Origin of the sequence: Lactobacillus sp. JM1 (assembly GCF_009834385.1) — a bacterium.
Classification (GTDB): Bacteria; Bacillota; Bacilli; order Lactobacillales; family Lactobacillaceae; genus Lactobacillus; species Lactobacillus paragasseri.
The window spans coordinates 926,249-942,511 of the sequence record NZ_CP044412.1; the positions used below are offsets into that span (position 1 = coordinate 926,249).

11 protein-coding genes are annotated in these 16,263 nt (G+C 35.2%); 8 read left to right on the forward strand and 3 right to left on the reverse strand.

Translation table 11 applies throughout. The features are described from left to right. Positions 1-92 precede the first annotated feature (92 nt). From F3I00_RS04765 to pyrR, 5 genes are read left to right on the forward strand one after another with little or no spacing between them, the layout of a single operon-like run. Positions 93-1,049 carry an aspartate carbamoyltransferase catalytic subunit gene (locus F3I00_RS04765; protein ID WP_020807298.1) on the forward strand — a complete coding sequence of 319 codons (957 nt, stop codon included), beginning with the start codon at positions 93-95 and terminating at the stop codon, positions 1,047-1,049. Then, a complete protein-coding gene (locus F3I00_RS04770) occupies positions 1,049-2,326 on the forward strand; it encodes a dihydroorotase (protein ID WP_020807297.1) in 1,278 nt (425 codons plus the stop codon). The genes F3I00_RS04765 and F3I00_RS04770 overlap by 1 nt, the downstream gene beginning before the upstream one ends. After that, on the forward strand, positions 2,323-3,411 hold the full coding sequence (locus tag F3I00_RS04775; protein WP_020807296.1) for a carbamoyl phosphate synthase small subunit: 1,089 nt from the start codon (positions 2,323-2,325) through the stop codon (positions 3,409-3,411). The genes F3I00_RS04770 and F3I00_RS04775 overlap by 4 nt, the downstream gene beginning before the upstream one ends. Further along, positions 3,404-6,592, forward strand: a complete 3,189-nt coding sequence (carB, locus tag F3I00_RS04780; RefSeq protein ID WP_020807295.1) for a carbamoyl-phosphate synthase large subunit — start codon at positions 3,404-3,406, stop codon at positions 6,590-6,592. Before F3I00_RS04775 ends, carB begins: the two co-directional genes overlap by 8 nt. Positions 6,593-6,619: 27 nt before the next feature. Beyond that, on the forward strand, positions 6,620-7,156 hold the full coding sequence (pyrR, locus tag F3I00_RS04785) for a bifunctional pyr operon transcriptional regulator/uracil phosphoribosyltransferase PyrR (protein ID WP_003648947.1): 537 nt from the start codon (positions 6,620-6,622) through the stop codon (positions 7,154-7,156). 113 nt (positions 7,157-7,269) lie between these two features. Here the strand turns inward: pyrR and F3I00_RS04790 are convergent, their stop codons facing one another. From F3I00_RS04790 to F3I00_RS04800, 3 genes are all read right to left on the reverse strand, one after another. Then, entirely contained in the window at positions 7,270-7,815 is a 546-nt protein-coding gene (locus F3I00_RS04790; RefSeq protein WP_020807294.1) for an isochorismatase family cysteine hydrolase, read from the reverse strand. A 30-nt stretch (positions 7,816-7,845) separates the two neighbouring features. Beyond that, positions 7,846-10,584 (reverse strand): phosphoenolpyruvate carboxylase, encoded by a 2,739-nt coding sequence (gene ppc, locus F3I00_RS04795; RefSeq protein ID WP_113779165.1) that lies wholly within the window; start codon positions 10,582-10,584, stop codon positions 7,846-7,848. A gap of 66 nt (positions 10,585-10,650) precedes the next feature. Further along, on the reverse strand, positions 10,651-11,775 hold the full coding sequence (locus tag F3I00_RS04800) for a glycosyltransferase (protein ID WP_020807292.1): 1,125 nt from the start codon (positions 11,773-11,775) through the stop codon (positions 10,651-10,653). A gap of 61 nt (positions 11,776-11,836) precedes the next feature. Between F3I00_RS04800 and F3I00_RS04805 the strand changes: the two genes are divergently transcribed. The 3 genes from F3I00_RS04805 to F3I00_RS04815 all read left to right on the forward strand — a co-directional run bounded on the left by F3I00_RS04805 (position 11,837) and on the right by F3I00_RS04815 (position 16,042). Then, entirely contained in the window at positions 11,837-12,469 is a 633-nt protein-coding gene (locus tag F3I00_RS04805) for a DNA alkylation repair protein (RefSeq protein ID WP_035425606.1), read from the forward strand. A gap of 291 nt (positions 12,470-12,760) precedes the next feature. Then, positions 12,761-13,462: an ABC transporter ATP-binding protein gene (locus F3I00_RS04810; protein ID WP_020807289.1), complete on the forward strand. Its 702-nt coding sequence runs from the start codon at positions 12,761-12,763 to the stop codon at positions 13,460-13,462. Positions 13,463-13,471: 9 nt separating this feature from the next. Beyond that, positions 13,472-16,042 carry an ABC transporter permease gene (locus tag F3I00_RS04815; RefSeq protein ID WP_020807288.1) on the forward strand — a complete coding sequence of 857 codons (2,571 nt, stop codon included), beginning with the start codon at positions 13,472-13,474 and terminating at the stop codon, positions 16,040-16,042. Positions 16,043-16,263: the final 221 nt, after the last annotated feature.

The window sequence follows — 16,263 nt, forward strand, 5'->3', positions numbered from 1 at the left end:
AAGGGTTGCTATATTTTTCGTGTACCAGAATACGAAAAATAGGCCTGGAGCAATTAAATGCTTCAGGCCTTTTGTTTTAGAAAGAATAAAAAATGGAAAAATTAAATCTTGTCAGTTTACCACATTTTGTTAGTGTAGAAAATTTAAGTGTTGAAGAAGTTGAAGCTTTAATTAAGCGAGCAGAGTACTTTAAAAATGGTGGAGCAACACCGCGTTTAACTCAGCCAGTTTATATTTCAAATATGTTTTTTGAAGATTCAAGCAGGACGCATACTAGTTTTGAAATGGCTGAAAGAAAATTAGGCTTAACAGTAATTCCTTTTGATCCAGCACATTCTTCAGTTAATAAAGGTGAAACATTATATGATACCTCGTTGATTATGGACGCTGTTGGGGTAAATATTGAGGTAATTCGTCACTCACAAAATGAATACTATCAAGATCTCATTCATCCAAAGAAGAATCAATATTTAAATATTGGCGTAATTAATGCAGGTGATGGCAGTGGACAACATCCTAGTCAATGCTTATTAGATATGATGACAATTCATGAACACTTTGGTCATTTTAAAGGCTTGAAAGTGGCTATTGTTGGAGACATTACTAATTCACGCGTGGCCAAAAGCAATATGGAATTGTTGACAAGATTAGGTGCACAGGTTTACTTCTCAGGTCCTGAGTACTGGTATTCAAGTGAATATGATAAGTATGGAAAATATGAGAAATTAGACAAGCTAGTTCCTGAAATGGATGTCATGATGCTCTTGAGAGTTCAACATGAAAGACACAGCGGTGATCCGAATGAAAAGAGCTTTGATGCCAAAGCATATCATGAAGAATATGGAATTAATCATAAACGCTACCAAGAACTAAAGCCTGACACAATTATTATGCACCCAGGCCCGATTAATCACGACGTTGAATTAAGTGGAGACTTAGTTGAAAGCGATAAGTGTATGTTTACGCGTCAAATGCAAAATGGTGTGTTTATGAGAATGGCGATGATAGAAGCAGTTTTGCGCGGAAGAAGACTAGGAGGACTTAAGTAATGGCAACTGTAATAAAAAATGGAACAGTTTATCAAAATGGCCGCTTAATTAAAGCTGATGTCTTAATTGAAGGTAAAAAAATAAAGGCGATTGGAATAGATTTAGATGCAGAAAATGTCATTGATGCCCAAGGAATGCTTGTTAGTCCGGGATTAGTCGATGTTCATGTTCACTACCGTGATCCTGGTCAAACTTATAAAGAAGATATTAAAACTGGTAGTCAAGCTGCAGCACGTGGTGGTTTTACAACCGTCGGTGCAATGCCAAATGTTACTCCGGTTCCTAATACACCTGAATTAATGAAGAAGATGGTGGAGGAAAACAAGAGTAAAGGTGTAGTTCATATTTTTCAATATGGCCCAATAACTAACGATGAAACAACTGATATTATTCCTGATTATGCAGCATTGAAAAAAGCCGGTGCCTTTGCCTTGAGTAATGATGGCCACGGCGTACAAACTGCGCAAACCATGTATTTAGCAATGCAAAAAGCTAAAGAAAACAACTTAATCATTGCAACTCATGCCCAGGACGATTCGCTTTTTAACAAAGGAATTGTGAACGAAGGTATAACAGCAGAAAGACTTGATTTACCACCCGTTACTGAGCTTGCGGAAACTACTCAAATTGCGCGTGACCTACTTTTAGCACAAAAGACTGGAGTTCACTATCACATTTGCCATGTCTCAACTAAGACAAGCGTTGAACTGGTGCGCCTAGCTAAAGCACGTGGAATTAACGTAACTTGTGAAGTTGCTCCGCACCACATTTTATTGACTGATAACGATATTCCTAAAGACAATGGTTACTTCAAAATGAATCCGCCACTAAGAAATAAAGAAGATCAAGCAGCTCTTCTAGTTGGTTTGCTAGATGGAACAATTGACTTGATTGCTACTGATCATGCACCACATGCAAAAAAAGAAAAGCAGGGCGGCATGAAAGACGCTGCTTTTGGAATTACTGGAAGCGAAACGGCTTTTAGTACACTTTATACTAAATTTGTAAAAGAAGAAAAAGTTTTAAGGCTTGAACAATTATTTGCACTTCTCAGTGACAAACCAGCTAAAGTGTTTGGAATTAAGAATGCAGGTGTTCTTGAACCTGGTAAAAATGCAGATATTGCAATTTTTGATATTGAGCATAAAACCGAAATTAAGGAAGCAGATTTTAAATCAAAAGGTGTAAATACACCATTTACTGGTCAAAAAGTATATGGTGAAACAGTGATGACGCTTGTTGACGGTGAAGTTGTATATCAAAGGGGAACAAAATGAAGCGCTATTTAATTTTAGAAGATGGCAGTATTTATGAAGGAGAAGCCTTTGGGGCTGACTGCGAAAGCAGCGGTGAAGTTGTTTTTACAACGGGTATGACTGGTTATCAAGAGGCAATTACTGATCAAAGTTATGCTGACCAGATTTTGGTTTTTACTAATCCCTTAATTGGTAATTATGGGATTACCTTAGCAGACTATGAATCACTTGAACCGCAAATTAAGGGTGTAGTATGTCATCAAGTTGCTCGTCATCCAGATAATTGGAGAATGCAAACAACTTTGCCAAAATTTTTAGAAAGATTAAATATTCCTGGCTTACAAGGAATTGATACGCGTGAATTGGTTAAGAAACTTCGAATTCACGGTACCTTAAAAGGAAAGATTACTGATTCTAAAGAAGACGCCACTAAGATTGCTCAAGAATTAAAAGAGCAAAACATTACTCAAGGTGTAATTAGCCGTGTTTCAACTAAGAACTCTTATCCAGTTCCAGGCTCTAAACGTAACATTGTTGTAGTTGATTTTGGAATTAAGCATAGTATTTTACGAGAGTTAGCTGAAAGAGATTGTAATTGCATTGTTTTACCTTACACTGCAAGCGCTGATGAAATTTTAAGTCTTAATCCAGATGGCGTGCTCCTATCTAATGGACCTGGAGATCCAGAAGAAATGGTTGAAGCTACAAAGATGGTTCAAGAAGTTGAAAAACATGTTCCTTTGTTTGGAATTTGTATGGGGCACCAAGTTTTTGCACTTGCTAATGGTGCTAAAACCTACAAGATGAAATTTGGACACCGTGGTTTTAACCATCCAGTACGAGAAATTGCAACTGGAAATATTGGTTTTACTTCGCAAAATCATGGTTATGCAGTTGATCCTGCTTCAATTGATAAAGAAAATCTGATGATTACGCATGTTGAAGTAAATGACGGGACTGTTGAAGGTTTACGCCATAAAAAGTATCCAGCATTTTCAGTGCAATTCCACCCTGATGCAACACCAGGACCTCATGATGAAGATTCATTATTTGATGATTTCATGTCAATGATTGACCAAAGAAAGGAAGAAGAGCGTCATGCCTAAAAGAACAGATATTCATAAAATTATGGTGATTGGTTCTGGTCCAATTATTATTGGTCAAGCTGCTGAGTTTGATTATTCAGGTACTCAAGCTTGCTTAGCTCTTCGTGAAGAAGGTTATGAAGTGGTTTTGGTCAACTCAAATCCAGCGACAATTATGACTGATACAACCATTGCTGATAAGGTTTACATTGAACCACTAACAGTAGAATCAATTTCTAGAATAATTAGACAGGAATATCCTGATGCAATTCTGCCAACTCTTGGCGGCCAAGTTGGGTTAAATATGGCGCTAGCTTTGGCTAAAACTGGAATTTTAGACGAATTAAGTATTGAATTACTAGGAACAAAGCTTTCTTCGATTGAAGAAGCAGAAGATAGAGAAAAATTCAAAGAATTATGTAAAAAATTAGGCGAACCTGTTCCTCCTTCAAAAACTGTTAATACAGTAGAAGATGCTCTTGCATTTGGTGATGAAATTGGATATCCAATCATTGTTAGACCAGCATTTACGATGGGTGGAACTGGTGGCGGAATCTGCCATAGTCATGAAGAATTAGCTGAAATTGCTAAGAATGGTTTAGAGCTTTCTCCAGTGACTGAATGTTTAATTGAAAAATCCATCGCTGGCTATAAAGAAATTGAGTTTGAGGTAATGCGTGACCATGACGATAATGCAATGATCGTTTGCTGCATGGAAAATTTTGATCCAGTTGGTATTCATACAGGAGATTCAATTGTCTTTTCACCTAGTCAAACTTTAAGCGATAAAGAATACCAAATGCTTAGAGATTGCTCTTTACGTTTAATTCGTGCTCTTAAAATTGAAGGTGGTTGTAATGTGCAGCTAGCTTTAGACCCAAATAGTTTTGATTATGACGTGATTGAAGTTAATCCAAGAGTGTCAAGGTCAAGTGCTCTTGCTTCAAAAGCAACTGGTTATCCAATTGCTAAGATGGCAGCCAAAATTGCAATCGGAATGACTTTAGATGAAATTAAGAATCCTGTAACCGGAACAACTTATGCGGAATTTGAACCAGCATTAGACTATGTTGTCTGCAAAATTCCACGCTGGCCATTTGATAAATTCTCTAAAGCTGATCGTACTTTGGGTACACAAATGAAAGCAACCGGTGAAGTAATGGCAATTGGTCGAACTGCTGAAGAAGCAATGCAGAAAGCAGTAAGGTCACTTGAAATTGATGAAAAAGATTTATATTCAGAAAAAGCTCATCGGGCAAGTGATGAAGAAATTGAACAAAAGCTAGTTAGAGCACAAGATGATCGTCTCTTTTACTTAGCTGAGGCATTTAGAAGAGGGTACAGTCTTGAAGATGTACACGAATTAACGAAGATTAACTTTTATTTCTTAGATATTGTGAGTCATATGGTTGAAATGGAGAAGACCATTAAAGAAAATAAGGATGATCTTGAGACTTTACGTTTAGCTAAAAAATATGGCTTTAGCGATCCAACTATAGCTGCTTTATGGGATGAAAAGGCTGATCAAGTTAGAGACTTACGTAAAAAGCAAAATATCATTCCAGTTTATAAGATGGTTGACACCTGTGCAGCTGAATTTGAATCCAAAACACCTTATTTCTATTCAACTTATGATGGTGAAAATGAATCACATAAGTCTGGAAAGAAATCAGTTATTGTTATTGGTTCTGGCCCAATTAGAATTGGACAGGGAGTTGAGTTTGATTATGCCACAGTTCACTGTGTTAAAGCACTACAAAAAATGGGTTATGAAGCAATTGTAATTAATTCAAACCCGGAAACTGTTTCAACTGACTTTTCAATTTCAGATAAACTGTATTTTGAACCTTTAACATTAGAAGATGTCTTGAATGTTTGCGACTTAGAAAAGCCAGAAGGTGTCATTGTTCAATTCGGCGGTCAAACTTCTATTAATTTAGCAGCTGGTTTAGAAAAACATGGAGTTAAGATCCTTGGAACGACAGTTAAAGATCTTAACCGTGCAGAAGATCGTGAACTATTTGACCAAATTATTAAAAAGCTTCAACTTAATCAACCGAAAGGCTTAACTGCTACAACGCATGATGGCGTAATTAAAGCAGCTGAAGAGTTAGGATACCCAGTCTTAGTTCGTCCAAGTTATGTGCTGGGTGGAAAAGCAATGGAAATTGTTTATAACAAGAGCGAACTAGAAGAATATTTACATGATCACGTAGATATTGCAGCAGATCATCCAATTTTGGTTGATGATTATTTAGATGGTCGTGAATGCGACGTTGATGCAATTTGCGATGGTAAAGATGTACTATTGCCTGGAATTATGGAACATATTGAACATGCAGGTGTTCACTCAGGTGACTCAATGGCAGTATATCCACCACAAACATTTACTGATGACGTCAAAGAGAAGATTATGGACGTTACTCGGAAATTAGCGCTTACTCTTAATTGTGTTGGAATTATGAATATTCAGTTTATTGTTAGAGATGGTGAAGTTTACGTAATCGAAGTAAACCCTCGGGCAAGTAGAACAGTGCCGTTTTTGAGCAAAATAACTGGAATTGAAATGGCGCAAGTTGCAACTAGAGTAATTATGGGTGAAAGCTTAGCAGAGCAAGGCTACAGCGATGGTCTTGCTCCAGAGCCAGAAATGATTAGCGTTAAGGCTCCTGTGTTTAGCTTTAGTAAGTTGGCAGATGTGGATTCATATCTTGGACCTGAAATGAAGTCCACTGGTGAAGTAATGGGAAGCGACCATACCTTTGCCAAAGCACTTTATAAGGCCTTTGCAGGAGCAAAGATGCAGCTACCTGAAAACGGAAATGTTTTATTGACAATTGAAGATAGAGATAAAGATAAGATTTTACCAATTGCTAAGCGTTTTGCTAGAATTGGTTATCGAATTTTTGCGACAAAAGGGACAGCTGACTTTTTAAAGAATAATGGCTTGCATGTTGATCTAGTAACCAAAGTTCATGAAAACGAAAATGCAGATGATAATATCTTGAATGAACTGAGGGATGGGAAGATCGACTTAGTGATTAATACTATGGGACATGATATTGAAAAGAACTCAGATGGATTTATTATTAGACAGATGGCTATTCAACAAAATGTTCCCTTGTTAACTGCTCTTGACACAGCTGACGCGCTTTTAACTTCTCTTGAAAATAGATCATTTGCGACAGACGCCTTAAAATAAGAAATCCTTGATTAGAGAAGAGATACAATGGCAAAAGAAATTTGGGATAAGCTTGCAATGAAGCGAGCTCTTGTCAGAATTACGTATGAAATTATTGAAAGAAATAAGGGAGTAGAAGATCTAGTTTTAGTCGGTATTAAGACGCGTGGAGTGTATTTGGCTCGCAGAATGCGTGATCGACTTAAAGAGGTCGAAAAAGTCGACGTTCCAGTAGGTGAATTGGATATTACACCTTATCGGGATGATCGGAAAAATGATTTTAGTCAGGAAAAAATACCTGATTTAGAGCCGATGGACTTAGATATTACTAACAAAAATGTTGTCTTAGTAGACGACGTTCTTTATACCGGTCGCACAATTAGGGCAGCGATGGATGCCTTGATAGCAAATGGACGACCCAAATCGATTTCTGTAGCTGTTTTAGTAGATCGAGGACATCGAGAATTACCGATCAAAGCTGATTTTGTTGGTAAAAATATTCCAACCTCTCTTAATGAACAAGTGTCCGTTAATGTCAGTGAAATTGACGGTGTTGATAGTATTGAATTAATCAATTTAAAATAGAAATTTTAATCAAAGAAAATAAGCTGTATTATCTTCTAGAACAGGTAATACAGCTTATTCTTTTTATTTAATTTTGTGACATTATCTCATAGTAATATTTTTCGTTCATAACATTATATTACTTTTGCACCAAGTGAATTCTTGAAGTGGTCTAATGCCCATTCTTGTCCATGCTCGGTAAATGTTGTAACGCCTTTAGTTGGAATGGTGATGCCATAATTTAAATTATAGGCACTCACTGCGGTATGAAGTACACAAATATCAGTACATACACCGGTTAGCCAAAGATCATCGATTTTACGTTCACGTAGGTAATTATCAAGATTGGTATTTTGGAAAGAAGAGTAGCGATTTTTATTAAACTTATAAATACGTTCGCTAGACTTATGACTTTCGTACCAATCTTTTAATTTGCCATAAAGTTCTTGTCCCGGGGTGCCGACAATATTATGTGGCGGGAAAAGCTTGTATTCAGGGCTAAATTTATCTCCGGTATGACCGTCAGTTGGGAAAATAACGTAATCACCGTTTTCATAAAATTTATCTGCAAGCTCAATTAAATAATCTTCCAAATCTTGGGCAGGTTTGCCGCAGGTAAGAGAACCATTATCTGCAATAAAATCATTAGTATAATCAATAATTAATAGTGCTTTTGTCATGTTGCTTTCCTCAAAATAAAATTCTTAAAACTATCCCGAATTACGTAAGCCAGAAGTTACACCATTGATAGTAATTGGTAAGATGCTTTCGTAAACACCAGCAATGTCATCAACACGATCCCGTTTAATCATCTCAATCTGAATGTAGTTAAGAATATTAAAGTATGGCATCCGGTAATTTAAACTCATTTGAAGGCTTGGATTATCAGCTAGTAGCTCCTTATTACCTTCAATTTGAAGAATAACTTCTTTGGTAAGTTTCCATTCTTGGTAGATAGTGTCAAAGACATTCTTAGTATCTTCATCTTCACATAAGTCCGCATATTGCTTGGCAATATCCATGTTAGATTTTGATAAAACCATATCTACGTTAGAAAGTAGGGAATGGAAGAATGGCCAGCCTTGATACATCTTTTGTAATGTTTCTAAGTTGTGAGAATCGGAATCAATAAAGTGCTTAAAGGCAGATCCAACCCCATACCAACCTGGAAACATAATTCTACTCTGTGACCAGGAGAATACCCATGGAATAGCTCTTAACCCAGAGAAGTCAGTGATTTTCTTTCTTGCAGCTGGGCGAGAGCCAATATTTAAGTTGGAAATTTGTTTAATTGGAGTAGCTTGTAAGAAGTAGTCAAGAAAGGCAGGCGTTTCGAAAACTAATTTACGGTAAACTTTATTACTATCAAGTACAATCTTATCCATTGAATCACGGAAGCCGCCAATATCATCTTCGCTTACGATTTGCTTAGAAACAATTCGGTCAATCGTTGCTGAAGCAAGCATTTCTAAGTTGTAGTAGGCAGTATCTTGATTACCATATTTATTTTGAATGATTTCACCTTGTTCAGTCATTCGAATCCGATCATTAATTGAACCAAAAGGTTGAGCAGTAATGGCTTCATATGAAGGACCACCGCCTCGTCCAACAGTTCCGCCACGTCCATGCATAAAGGTAATGTTAACGCCTAATTTTTTGCCCATTGCAGTTAAATCTTTTTGAGCCTTATAGAGATTCCAGCAAGAAGCTAAGTAGCCACCGTCTTTGTTTGAATCAGAATAGCCGAGCATAATTTCTTGGTAATTGTTTTGAGAAGCAAGCCATTTTTTAACAATATCTAAGTTCAAAAACTCTTTCATGATTTCGCGGGAGTTTTCTAAATCTTCAACTGTTTCAAATAATGGAACTACTTGGATGCGGGCACCTTGATTGTCTAAAAGATCGTATTCTTTGAGCATAATTGCTTGCTCTAATAGGTCAGAAACGCTTTCCGTATGAGAAATAATATGCTGCTTAATTACGTCTTCGCCGATGCGATCTTTAAGTTGACGTGCAGTCTTGTAAATTTTTAATTCTTTTTGAAGTAGGTCAGACTTAGGCTTGTTATTAGCATGTAGATTACGTGGATCGTCATTTAGTTCTTTAAGTAGGACTTGAACTTTTTCTTTTTCTGGTAAATCACTGTAATTATCACAAATTCCAGCACTCTTGAGTAACTCAGCCACACATGCTTCGTTTACGCTAGAATCTTGCCGCATATCAATTGTTGCCAAGTGAAAGCCGAAAATATCAATTGCTTCTAAAAGCTCAGTAAAGAAACTTTTAATGACTGCCTGGTCATGATCTTGTTCAAGTGATTCTTTGATTGTAATTAAATCCGCTTTGAAATCTTGAGGATTCTTATAAACAGGAATCTTATCTAAGTTTTCTAAGTCACGCTTTTTAACAAAACTATTTTTATCAGCTGTACCCAAAAGTTGGTATTCAGTATGAAGCAAGCGACTCTCAATATAGTAAAAGGCACGGCGATAAGGTTCATTGGTTCTAAATGGTGAGTCGTCGTTTGAGAGCTCTGAAAGTTTTTCAACAGCTGAGGAAGTTTTCATATAAGACGTAGACATTGAAATAGTGCGGTAAAGTTTATTTAGTTTTTTGATGTAATATTCAAAAATAACTTGGCTTTGTAAACCTGCATTTAGCTTTAATGTATCAGCTGTTACATAAGGGTTACCGTCCCGGTCGCCGCCAATCCACATTCCCATCGTAATTGGAGTTGCGCCTTTAAGATCTAAATTATGTTTTTTAGCTAATTCTTGATAGCGAGCCGTAAACTTGGTAATTGCTGGAATTAACGCCTTAGGATAGTAAGCTAAAACATTAGTAATTTCGTTAGATACTTGCAACTTGTGACTACGAATAATATCTGTTTGCATTAAAATTTCAATATAGGCACGAAGCTTTTCAGTCCATTCAGCCTGATTGATAGTTCCATTCTTAACTTCACGATAGCTACGTAATAAGCCGTGAATCTGATCGGTTAATTCAAGAACGGTTTTTCTTTGAACTTGAGTAGGATGAGCCGTTAAAACTGGTACAACATTAACATGCTTTAAGATTTCACGAGCGTTCTCTTTTTGTGCAACTAAATCAATTGTATCTTCAAGTTTGCCAAGATAATCTTGATCAGTATTATTGAGCAAGTTAACTTCACTTGCTAATTCCACATCTTCAGAAATATTAACTAATAAGGGTAGGGTTGCAAAGTAGCGAGCAACCACCATCATCTCTTGATTAGTTAAACTAGCAATTTGCTTTTCAAGAGCATCGTAGTCTTTTTGAGCAGAAATCTTGATCAAGTCTTGGATCTTATTAAAAACAACGTCGCCGCTCAATTGACGCGTACTTTCATTAAGCAAGTTGGTTAAAATTTTAACCTCTTCGGCAACCATTGCGTGGTCACTACTGTTTTCTAACTTCTTGATGGACATTAAAAAGTTTCCTCCTTTTTGTGAAAGATTTAACATAAGGATATCACAGATTTGTATGTTTGAATATTAGTTTGAAACATAATTTTTTTGAGCTTTTTCAAACATTGCTAAAACCTTGGTAGCCGAGTTTTCAATCGAAAGTGATTTAGCATAATTTTGATAATTTGAACTCATTATTTTTAAGTCTTGAGGGTGAGTAATCCAGTAATCAATTTTCAGCGCTAAAATTTGCTTATTGCCAGCTGGAAAACGATTTTGAGGACTTAAAGCATAGGCGCTAGTCGAAGAAAGTGGACTTTCTGCAATTACTGGAACACAGCCAGTTGCAAAGGCTTCCATACAAGCCATTCCTTCTACTTCGACATTAGCGCAATGAACAACAATATTTGATTGTTTCATTACCTGTTTTAGTTCATCTCTGCTATAAAAAGCAAGCTGGGCATTAATTTTTAATTTGCGGCAAAGTTCAATATATTCAGACTTTAATGGCCCTTTACCTGCTAAGATGAGACAGATTTTGTTTTTATGTTTGCTGAGTGAAATAGCTTTAATAAGGGTCTTTTGATCTTTTTCATTAGAAAAGCGTCTAATCGAAAGAATCGTGAAGGAGTCATTTTTAAGTTCTCGCTGATTATCTTGTAAGTAATAATCGCTAATGCCGTTTGAAATAGTTATTAATTTAGATTTGAAATGATATTTTTGTAATCTTTGTTTGACTTTAGCTGTTGGACACTGCAAGTAATTGCAATAATTAAAGGTAGTATCACGAAAAAGCTTCATAAAAGTGGAGTTGATGCTAGGATGATCTAAGATAGGAACAGAAGCAGTTAAATTTTCAGGATAAAGGTGAAAAGTACCAGTAATTGGCTTCTTGAATCGTTTAGCAATTTTACCTGCACAAGCGCAAACTGGGAAGGGGTCTTCCAAGTGTACTAGATCGGCCCATTTAACAGCTTTTTCAATGGTTTTCTTTTCAGGTTTAGCAAAATGAAAGCCTTCTTTAGCAATTATATTTTTAAAAATTGGAATCGTCATTATTGGAAGTGGATAGTCAGGCTCTCCACCAGCGATCGAAGCTAGGACACGCACTTCGTGCCCCATTTTTTGAAATTGTTTAACAAAGCGTTGTGTAGAAATTGACATGCCATTGCTTTTATTGAAATAATCATCGATGACAATTAAAATTTTCATGATTATCATCCTCTCTAATATTAGATTTATTTTAACAAGTAAGGAAACTGAAGGGAAAGAAATGAGTAAGTATCAACAATTAAGACAAAGGTTAATCGAAAATAGCAATCCAGAAATAGCTAGTCAAATGGAAAGCTATTTGAAAAATAAGTTCAAGTTTTTTGGTTTGAAGTCACCAGAACGTAGAGAGAGTTATCATGACCTTATTAAGTTAAAAAAAGCAAATAAAAAAATTGATTGGGATTTTTTAGATCAAGCATGGGCAGATGAACATCGTGAAGCTCAATATTTTGTTTGCGATTATCTAATTGCATTAGAAAAATATCTCACTTTTGAAGACATTGACCATATTTTTAATTATGTAAAGTCTAAACAATGGTGGGATACAATTGATAGTTTAATTAAACCAATTGGAAAAATAGGTTTAAGAGATGAGCGAGTAAATGAGTTGATGCTAGCTTGGTCAAAAAATGACGACTTTTGGGTTAGAAGAGTAGCAATTGAGCATCAGCTTTTGCGTAAAGATAAGATGAATGTTAAATTACTGAACGCAATTTTAGAAAATAATTTAAGCAGTTCCGAATTTTTTATTAATAAGGCAATTGGCTGGGCACTACGTGATTATTCAAAAACTAATCCAGACTGGGTAAAGAATTTTATTAGCAAGCATCATAATGAGCTGGCAACTCTTTAGATTAAAGAGGGAAGTAAGTATTTATCATGAAGTCTAGAGGTAATTTAAGCAAGCTTATTACTTTTTTTGTTTTGTGTGGCTTTTTAATTTTAGCTGTTAAGCAGGGTAATATAATAGAAAGTTTGATTTTTAGTGTTTTGATACTTATTTTTATTGCAGTAAAGTTTATTTTTAATAAGAATTAGTTGAACTACTAAAAAGTCTTTTCATATCAGTGCTTTTTACTCATATAATTAGTCAATTTTTCATACAATATAGTTATAGGAAGACTAGAAATAGGGGATGAATAAATTGGCTTTTATTGAATTAAGAAACTGTTCAAAGAAGTATGGCACGGGAGCAACTACCGTTTGGGCAAATAAAGATCTTAGCTTTGATATTGAGCAGGGTGAATTGGTAATTATTTTAGGATCATCTGGTGCTGGCAAGTCTACTTTATTGAATATTTTAGGCGGCATGGAGAATGTTACTAGGGGGGAAGTTATTGTTAATGGAAATAACATTGCGAATTACTCTGCTAAAGAATTAACCAAATATCGGAGGAACGAAATTGGTTTTGTTTTTCAGTTTTATAACTTGATACCTAACTTAACTGCTAAAGAAAATGTAGAACTGGCAAATGAGTTAGTGGCTAATCCGCTTGATGCAGAAGTTGCCTTAAAAGAAGTGGGACTTGAAAAAAGGATCAATAACTTTCCATCCCAGCTCTCTGGCGGAGAGCAGCAACGAGTTGCGATTGCGCGTGCCATTGCTAAGAACCCAGCTTTATTGTTATGTGATGAACCAACTGGAGCTTTAGACTATCAGACTGGTAAAAAAGTACTTAAGATTCTACAAGATCGTAGTTTAAAGAAAAAGTCAACAGTTATTATTGTGACGCATAATACGGCTTTAGCTCCAATAGCTGACAAGGTCATTAGGATTCAAGATGGAAAAATAAAGCAAGTTGAAAATAACGCTCATCCCCAGCATATTGAAAAAATTGAATGGTAGGTGAGTGACATGAGTAAAAAAGTTTTATGGAAAGATGCTTTAAATTCACTCACTAATTCTTGGGGACGCTTTATTGGGATTATGTTACTAATGGCAGTTAGTGCTTTTGCCTTTATTAGCTTAAAGATGGCCGGTCCTGATATGAGATATACCGCCCAAAGGTATTATCGAAATATAAATTTAGCAGATTTAACAGTCAGTTCAAATTATGGTCTTGATAACAGAGATCTTCAGACGCTTAGGAATCACGCTAAAAATGCAACATTAGATTTAGGATATTTGCAGGATACAACCGTTAGTAATTCTAAGATCAGCCTGCGTGTTTTATCAGAAACTAAAAGTGTTTCCACTAATCAAATAGTTAGTGGAAAGTTGCCAAACGAGAATAAACAAATTGCGATTAGTTATTTACTTAAAGATAAATATCGTTTAGGGGAATGGATTAAGTTAGATAATCATAATAATTTGAAAACTAATCGTTTTAAGATTGTTGGTTTTATTCGACCAAGCGAATATATGGATAAAAGCAATATTGGGCAAACTACTGTTGGAACTGGTCAGCTTTCAGGAATTGCAGTAGTGAAAAAGAGTGCTTTTAATTCTTCAAATTATAGTATTGCTCGAATTCGCTTTTATCAGGCAAAAAATTTAGACCCATATTCTAGTGCTTATCAAAGGATCATTGATGATAAAAAGAAAAAGCTCACTAAAGCCTTAAGTAAAAATGGTAAAACAAAGAAAACAGAACTTGATAAGAATTTAGTATTAGCTCAAAAGCAGCTTAATCAAGCTAAGCAGCAAGTCCAATTAGCTGAAAGTAATGGCTTAAACGTAGCTGAGCAAAAAGCTCAATTAGAAAAACAGGAAAGCAAGTTAAGTAAGCAAAAATGGCAAATCAAGCAATTGGGTAATGTTTCTTATTATGTTAATGATCGTAAAAATGATCCTGGCTATGATACTTACCAGTCAAATTCAGAAAAAATAGACTTAATTACTAATATTTTCCCAGTTTTTCTATTTGCAGTTGCTGCCTTAGTTAGTTTTTCAACTATGACAAGGTTTATCGACGAAGAAAGACAAAATATTGGTGTTTTAAGGGCTTTGGGATATAGCAAGTTAAACACTAGTCTAAAATTTATTGTTTATAGCTTAACCGCCGCTTTAACGGGCGTTTTGATTGGGGCAATTGGAGGCTATTGGTTATTACCGCGAATAATATTCAATTCTTATACTGCTAATCTAACACTGACGAGTTTTCAGACTTTATTTTCATGGAAGTATCTATTCTTAACTATCTTCATTGCAGTTTTATGTACGACAGGAGCTGCTTTAATTCAACTATTTTTTGTTTTAAGAGCAAAAACAAGTGAATTATTGTTACCCAAACCGCCGAAGAATGGTTCGCGAATTTTCTTAGAAAGAATCAAACCACTTTGGCGACGTTTAGGCTTTAACTATAAAGTTACGTTAAGGAATATTTTTCGTTATAAAGTAAAAATGATCATGACAATTTTAGGTATTGCGGGATGTACCGGTTTATTGATGATGGGATTTGGCATTCGTGATTCTTTAGCTGGTATTGGTCAAAAGCAATATGGTGAGCTGATTAAATATGATCTAATTGCGGTCGATAAAAAGGATTTGTCTGGAAATCAGAGCAGAAAATTAGAACAAAAACTTGATTCAAAACAAGTAAATAAGTATTTGCCAGTACATTTTGAAAATATTACTAAAAAGATTGATGGAACAAAACAAGATATTTCAATAATCGTGCCAAAGAAAGATCAAAATATTAACGACTACATTAATCTAAGAAATAGACAGTCAGGTCAAAAAATTAACTTGAATAACCATGGCGTGGTTATTTCTGAAAAGTTGGCTAATCTCTTGAACTTAAAGTCTGGCGATGAGTTAACTTTAAATACTAATAATGGTAAAAAAGTTAAATTGCCAATTAGTCGGATTTGTGAAATGTATATGGGACATTATGTTTTGATGAATTCGGATGTCTATGAGAAGTATTTTGATCAGAAAGTGAATGCTAATGCCCAGTTAATTGAATTAAAGTCAGGCGTTAAAACTGATGATTTTGCTAATTCATTGATGAAAACTGAAGCGGTTAATGCAATTAATTTAAATACTAGCAATAAGCAAATAATTGATAGTCTAATTCAAAGTATGGATAAGGTAATGTTCTTATTAATTGGCTTAGCAGCACTTTTAGCAATTGTTGTAATTTTTACCTTAACTACGACAAATCTAGAAGAGCGAATGAGAGAAATTTCTACTTTGAAAGTTTTAGGTTTCTATAATAAAGAAGCTAGTCTATATATTTATCGTGAGACGATTATTCTTTCAATTTTTGGTATTCTATTTGGCTTTTTAATTGGAAATTGGCTTCATAGTTTTATTATTGACAATTTGGCTCCGATGAATGCGATGTTTAGACCTGGAATTTTGATGAGTAACTATCTTTTTTCAGCAATAATTCCAATGTTGATCACAGCGATTATGGCAATTTTTGTAAATCGTGATATTAAGGAAGTTAATATGCTTGAAGCTTTGAAGTCAGTAGATTAAAAAAGAACCGTGTGCATGTTGAAGATGCATACGGTTCTTTTGTGGTTTAGAATTAGAAAATGAATAATATCGATAACAACTTGAAGGTGTTAAATATGGAGAATCTAGATAACGAAAGATCACTTTATATTGAAGCTATTACTCAAGAAGTCAGCAAGATTTTGGCAAAAGAAGAATAAATCCCATTAGAAAATGCAGAACACAATTTTATCCATTCAAGA